Below are 1,435 nucleotides of genomic sequence, written 5' to 3'. Positions count from 1 at the left end.
ACGTGTGCGGCTGAGTTCTCTTCTGATACGGCTTACATGTACTCATCTTACGATGAAGAATGTGAAGCAAACCCAACAGATAAAGACAAGATCATGGTACTGGGCGGTGGTCCAAACCGTATCGGTCAAGGTATCGAATTCGACTACTGTTGTGTACATGCATCACTAGCGCTTCGTGAAGATGGCTACGAAACCATTATGGTGAACTGTAACCCAGAAACAGTATCGACAGACTACGATACATCTGACCGTCTTTACTTCGAACCAGTAACTCTTGAAGATGTGTTGTCTATCGCCCGCGTTGAAAAGCCAAAAGGTGTGATTGTTCAGTACGGTGGTCAAACGCCACTTAAACTGGCTCGCGCACTAGAAGCTGCAGGCGTGCCAATCATCGGTACAAGCCCAGATGCGATTGACCGCGCAGAAGACCGTGAGCGTTTCCAGGCTGCAGTTGAGCGTTTAGGTCTTCTACAACCACAAAACGCAACAGTAACGGCGATGGAGCAAGCGGTTGAGAAATCTCGTGAAATCGGCTTCCCACTCGTTGTTCGTCCATCTTACGTTTTGGGTGGTCGTGCGATGGAAATCGTCTACGATGAACAAGACTTGCGTCGTTACTTCAACGAAGCAGTAAGCGTATCGAATGAATCTCCAGTTCTACTAGACCGATTCCTAGATGATGCAACAGAAGTGGATATCGACGCTATCTGTGACGGTGAGCGCGTGGTTATCGGCGGCATCATGGAGCACATTGAGCAAGCGGGCGTTCACTCTGGTGACTCTGCATGTTCGCTTCCTGCTTACACACTAAGCCAAGAAATCCAAGACAAGATGCGTGAGCAAGTTGAGAAGCTGGCGTTCGAACTTGGTGTTCGTGGTCTGATGAACACGCAGTTCGCAGTAAAAGACAACGAAGTTTACCTAATTGAAGTAAACCCTCGTGCTGCGCGTACGGTACCATTCGTATCGAAAGCGACAGGTGCACCACTGGCGAAAATCGCTGCACGTGTAATGGCGGGTCAATCTCTGGAATCACAAGGTTTCACTAAAGAGATTATTCCTCCTTACTACTCAGTCAAAGAAGTCGTTCTACCTTTCAATAAGTTCCCTGGCGTTGACCCTCTATTGGGTCCTGAAATGCGCTCAACAGGTGAAGTGATGGGTGTTGGTGCAACGTTTGCAGAAGCTTACGCAAAAGCAGAGCTTGGCTGTGGCAGTGTGTACCCTGAAGGTGGTCGTGCGCTACTTTCTGTTCGTGAAGGTGATAAGCAGCGTGTTGTTGACCTTGCGTCTAAGCTAGTAAAATTGGGTTACCAATTGGATGCGACTCACGGTACTGCTGTAATCTTGGGTGAAGCGGGTATTAACCCTCGCCTGGTAAACAAAGTACATGAAGGTCGTCCACACATTCTTGACCGCATCAAGAACAACGAAT

General features: G+C 48.4%; 1 protein-coding gene. It reads left to right on the top strand.

Annotation, left to right across the window (positions count from 1 at the left end; genetic code table 11):
• The coding region (carB, locus tag R8N28_RS24800; RefSeq protein WP_318183615.1) for a carbamoyl-phosphate synthase large subunit at positions 1-1,435 on the top strand (1,435 nt) is incomplete at both ends.

This window comes from Vibrio sp. Vb1554 (genome assembly GCF_033344235.1).
The sequence above is the reverse complement of the archived record's forward strand: the minus strand, read 5'-3'. Positions and strand labels throughout refer to the sequence as shown.